The 4,202-nt window shown below is 58.5% G+C and carries 4 protein-coding genes; all 4 read left to right on the plus strand.

All coding sequences use genetic code 11. The features are described from left to right. The first annotated feature begins 159 nt into the window (after window positions 1–159). Window positions 160–2,340 (plus strand): acetate--CoA ligase family protein, encoded by a 2,181-nt coding sequence (locus ABYV26_RS21940; protein ID WP_372683493.1) that lies wholly within the window; start codon window positions 160–162, stop codon window positions 2,338–2,340. A gap of 10 nt (window positions 2,341–2,350) precedes the next feature. After that, window positions 2,351–2,773: a hypothetical protein gene (locus ABYV26_RS21945; RefSeq protein WP_372683494.1), complete on the plus strand. Its 423-nt coding sequence runs from the start codon at window positions 2,351–2,353 to the stop codon at window positions 2,771–2,773. Then, a complete protein-coding gene (locus ABYV26_RS21950; protein ID WP_372683495.1) occupies window positions 2,754–3,689 on the plus strand; it encodes an Hsp33 family molecular chaperone HslO in 936 nt (311 codons plus the stop codon). The genes ABYV26_RS21945 and ABYV26_RS21950 overlap by 20 nt, the downstream gene beginning before the upstream one ends. 46 nt (window positions 3,690–3,735) lie before the next feature. Next, window positions 3,736–4,202: MFS transporter (locus tag ABYV26_RS21955; protein ID WP_372683496.1), on the plus strand; the 467-nt coding region annotated here is incomplete at its 3' end.

Here is a 4,202-nt window from a genome sequence, read left to right on the forward strand (position 1 = left end):
AGCTCGGAGACTGCCATCTCGGGCCTCGGCTCGACCCTCGGCCTCCACACCTTCGGTAAAGGTTCCCTGAAGGTCTACTTCGACGATTTCGGTTATCAATCCTTCGTTGATCAACCGGTCCTCATCAGCCAGCCCATTCAGTATTAAGGAGATCACGACGTGGATTTGAATGATTTTGTGAGAAATGCCCTCGAATCCGGCAGGACGGCGCTAACCGAAGCCGAGTCGAAAACGATTCTGGGCCGTTACGGCGTTCCCGTGGTCGTTGAGACGGTTGCGGCCACAGCTGCAGACGCGGTTGCCGCGGCCGGCGACCTGGGATATCCCGTGGTGCTCAAGGGCCACGGCGACGGTTTGCTGCACAAAACCGAAGGGGGTTTGGTTCACCTGAATCTGAACGATGAACAATCCGTGCTGTCTGCGGCGGAGCAGATCCTGCAGACTGCAGCCAACACAAAGATTCTCGTTCAACCGCAAATTCGTGGGTCTCGGGAATTCGTGGCCGGCCTTTTCCGTGACCCCCACTTTGGCCCGGCGATTCTCTTCGGATTGGGCGGCATCCTCACCGAAGCGCTGTCCGACGTCGTCTTTCGGCTGGCACCGCTCACGCGTCGAGATGCGGCGGACATGATCGACGCCATCCGATCCCGTTCGCTGCTGGGGGCATTTCGCGGCGAAGCGGCGGTGGATCGTGAACGCCTCGCCGATACCCTGATGGGTCTGTCCGCCATCGCCGCCGATTTTCCTGAAATTGCCGAGATCGACATCAATCCGCTGATCGCCACGGCAACCGGAGCAGTCCACGCCGTGGATGCGCTAATCACCTTGACCGAACCGCATCCCAGGGCAACCGATGCCCATCCGGTGGCGCCGCCGGCCATCCACGCACTGTTCTATCCCCGTTCGGTGGCATTCATCGGCGCCTCGGCCCACATGGGCAAGTGGGGGCATATGCTCGTCTGCAATACGATCAGCGGTGGCTACCAAGGGGATGTTTATTCGGTCAACCCCAAAGGCGGCCTCATTGCCGGCAAACCCGCCTATCGGTCGGTGGTAGACATCCCCGGAGAAATCGACCTGGCAGTGGTCACCGTGCCTGCCGCCGGCATCATGGATTTGATTCCCCAGTTGAAAGCCAAGGGCATTAAAAATGTGGTGCTGATCACATCGGGTTTCGGTGAAACCGGTGCCGACGGCAAGGCGCTGGAAAGGCAACTGGCCCAGGAAGCACGAGATGCAGGAATTCTCATCCTCGGTCCCAACACCATGGGTATCTGCAATCCCCACATCCATTTTTTCTGCACGGGGACGTCGGTCCGCCCGTTGGCAGGGTCCACGGCGGTGGTTGCCCAGTCCGGCAACATGGGAACCCAGTTGCTGGCCTTTGCCGAGGCGCAGGGCATCGGTATCCGTGCCTTTTCCGGCTCCGGCAACGAAGCCATGATCACCATCGAAGACTACATGGAAGGCTTTGAAGTCGACGAACTCACCCGGACCGTGATGCTGTACATCGAAAGCGTCAAGCAGGGCCGCCGCTTTTTTGAAAGCGCCCGCCGGGTGAGTCAAAAAAAACCCATCGTGCTGCTCAAGGGCGGCCAGACCCGTGCAGGCAACCGGGCGGCATCCAGTCATACGGGTGCCATGGCGTCCGACACCCGGCTGTTCAATGCGGTTTGCCAACAGGCTGGCATTGTCAAGGTGGACCAGCCTATGGAGCTGCTGGACCTGTCCGCGGCCTTCTCCTCCCTGCCGCTTCCCCAGGGCAACCGCATCGCCATCATGACACTGGGCGGCGGATGGGGTGTGGTCACCGCCGATCTGTGCAATCAATTCGGCCTGGAGGTGCCGGATCTTTCAGGGGCGTTGATTGCCGAGATCGACAAGGTCCTGCCGCCCTATTGGAGCCGTTCCAATCCCATCGATCTCGTGGGAGAAAACGACCCATCGATTCCCCTGACGGTCATGGAAGCGCTGCTTCAATGGAAAGGCTGCGATGCAGTCATCAACCTGGGTATCCTCGGGCGCCGAATTTTTCTCAAGCGCCTGGCCGATTCGGTGGAACAGGCTGACGCTTCATATACTCGAGAATTTCTGGATGACGCAGTCCGGGTGTTCTCCGATTTCGAAAGCAACTACATCGAACAGATTGTCCGCTTGATGGAAAAATACGGCAAACCGGTTTTTGGGGTCAGCCTGCTGACCGATGAAAAGGATGCCACGGTCTATCGGGTGAAAGGCCATCATCTAAAGGGTGTGTTTTATGAAACACCGGAGCGGGCGGTAAAGGCGGCGGCCCGTATGGTCGAGTACCAGCGCTTTCGAAGTCGGCACGCCGGTTAAAGGGATTCGCATGGATTCACCACTACTGATTGCCGCCGGCGCCAGCTTCATCGCAGGCCTGCTGGGATATATCATCGCCAGGCTGTGGATCAAGCCAATCGTTCGCTACAACCTTACCAAACGCAAACTTGACCGTGAGCTCACCCGATACCTGGTGCAAATGAATGCATCGACGGGGCCGGAGGAACCGGTTGGCCATCATCGCGATACGATGCTGCGAGCGGCCCGGCAGCATGCCGTGGACCTGGTCGCCTGTTTCCACGAGGAGATCCCCTATTGGTATCGCCTCCTGCTGGAAAGCCGCAAGGAGTCGCCCACTGAGGCCTCGGGACTGCTCACCAATCTATCTAAAATACGCAATAGCGAGCAAGTAATGCGTAGAATCGAACGTGCACGAACAAAAATGGGTATCAATGGAAAAGAAAAAACCTGATAAGAACCTGCCGACGCATCTTGAACGTGAGGAAGATTACCTGCATACCTTCCTGATGGCCGGGGACACGATTCGGGGGGCTGTGCTCGACGGCAGCCGGATGATCAACCAGATGCGCTGGAACCACGAACTGGGCATCCTCGAGACGCTGGTTCTCGGACACGCCTACTTAGGGGCCTGTCTGATGGGTGCCAGCCTTAAAGGCAAAGACCGTCTGGGGCTGCAGGTGGACTGCTCCGGTCCCGTCAAGGGACTGGTGGTCGAAGCCAACGCCGCCGGTGAAGTTCGCGGGTTCCTAAAAAATGTTCCCATCCCTGTTGAAAAGCCCTTGGAAGACTTCAACCTGTCTCCGTTTTTCGGCGCCGGAGTTATATCGGTGACCCGCATCCTGGCCGATGCCAAGCGACCCTTCACCGGCAAGGTGATGATGGCCCACGGCAGTTTGGCCAAAGATTTGGCCCACTATTATCTTACCTCCGAGCAGATACCCACCTCATTCAGCCTCAGCCTCAAGTTCGACCCCCTGGGGAATGTGGCGGCTGCCGGCGGTATGTTCCTGCAGGCGATGCCGGATGCAGACGGTGCGGTGGTTCGACGCATCGAAGCCCAGGTCGCTGCTCTGCCATCCATTGCCGAATGGCTATCCGAGGGAGCCACACCTGAGGACTTGGTGCGACGACATCTGGGTGATTTCGCGCCCCGGTTCATCGATCGACGGAAAGTCGGCTTCATCTGCCACTGCAACCGGGACCAGATCCGAAATGTTCTCACCCTGCTGCCCATCGACGAACTGAAGGATATTCAGGAGAAAGGGCCTTTTCCGGTTGAGATTCGGTGTCACCACTGCAATACCCGCTACCCGTTCGACCGGGAGCACATCGATCTGATCCTGGCCGCCCGCTTCTCGGACAATTGAGAAGACACACCATTCAACTCGATAAACCAATGGACCAACCAATCCTGTGAACCAATCAAACCTCTTCCTACCCATCGTGGGCACCACTTTTTTCCGGCTGGTGCTCAATACCGCCAGGCGCTTTGCCTACCCCTTTGCGCCGGTGCTGAGCCGTGGACTTGGCGTCTCCCTGTCGGCGATCACTTCACTGATCGCCATCAACCAGGTGACCTCGGTGCTGGGCGCGCTAATCGGCCCCATTTCCGACCGACTGGGCTACCGGAAAATGATGATCGCCGGGATGGCGATGCTGGCAGCCGGCATGCTGGCCGCAGCATTTTTCCCCATTTATGCAGTTGTCCTGGTGGCCTTGTTTCTGGCCGGACTTGGCAAAAGCATATTCGATCCGGCCGTGCAGGCCTGGGTCGGCAACCGGGTACCTTACCGCAGGCGGGCACTGGTGATGGGCATGATGGAAACCTCGTGGTCTGCCAGCACGCTGATCGGCATCCCATTGGTGGCCATCCTCATGGA

This window comes from Desulfosarcina sp., from assembly GCF_041551955.1.
Classification (GTDB): domain Bacteria; phylum Desulfobacterota; class Desulfobacteria; order Desulfobacterales; family Desulfosarcinaceae; genus Desulfosarcina.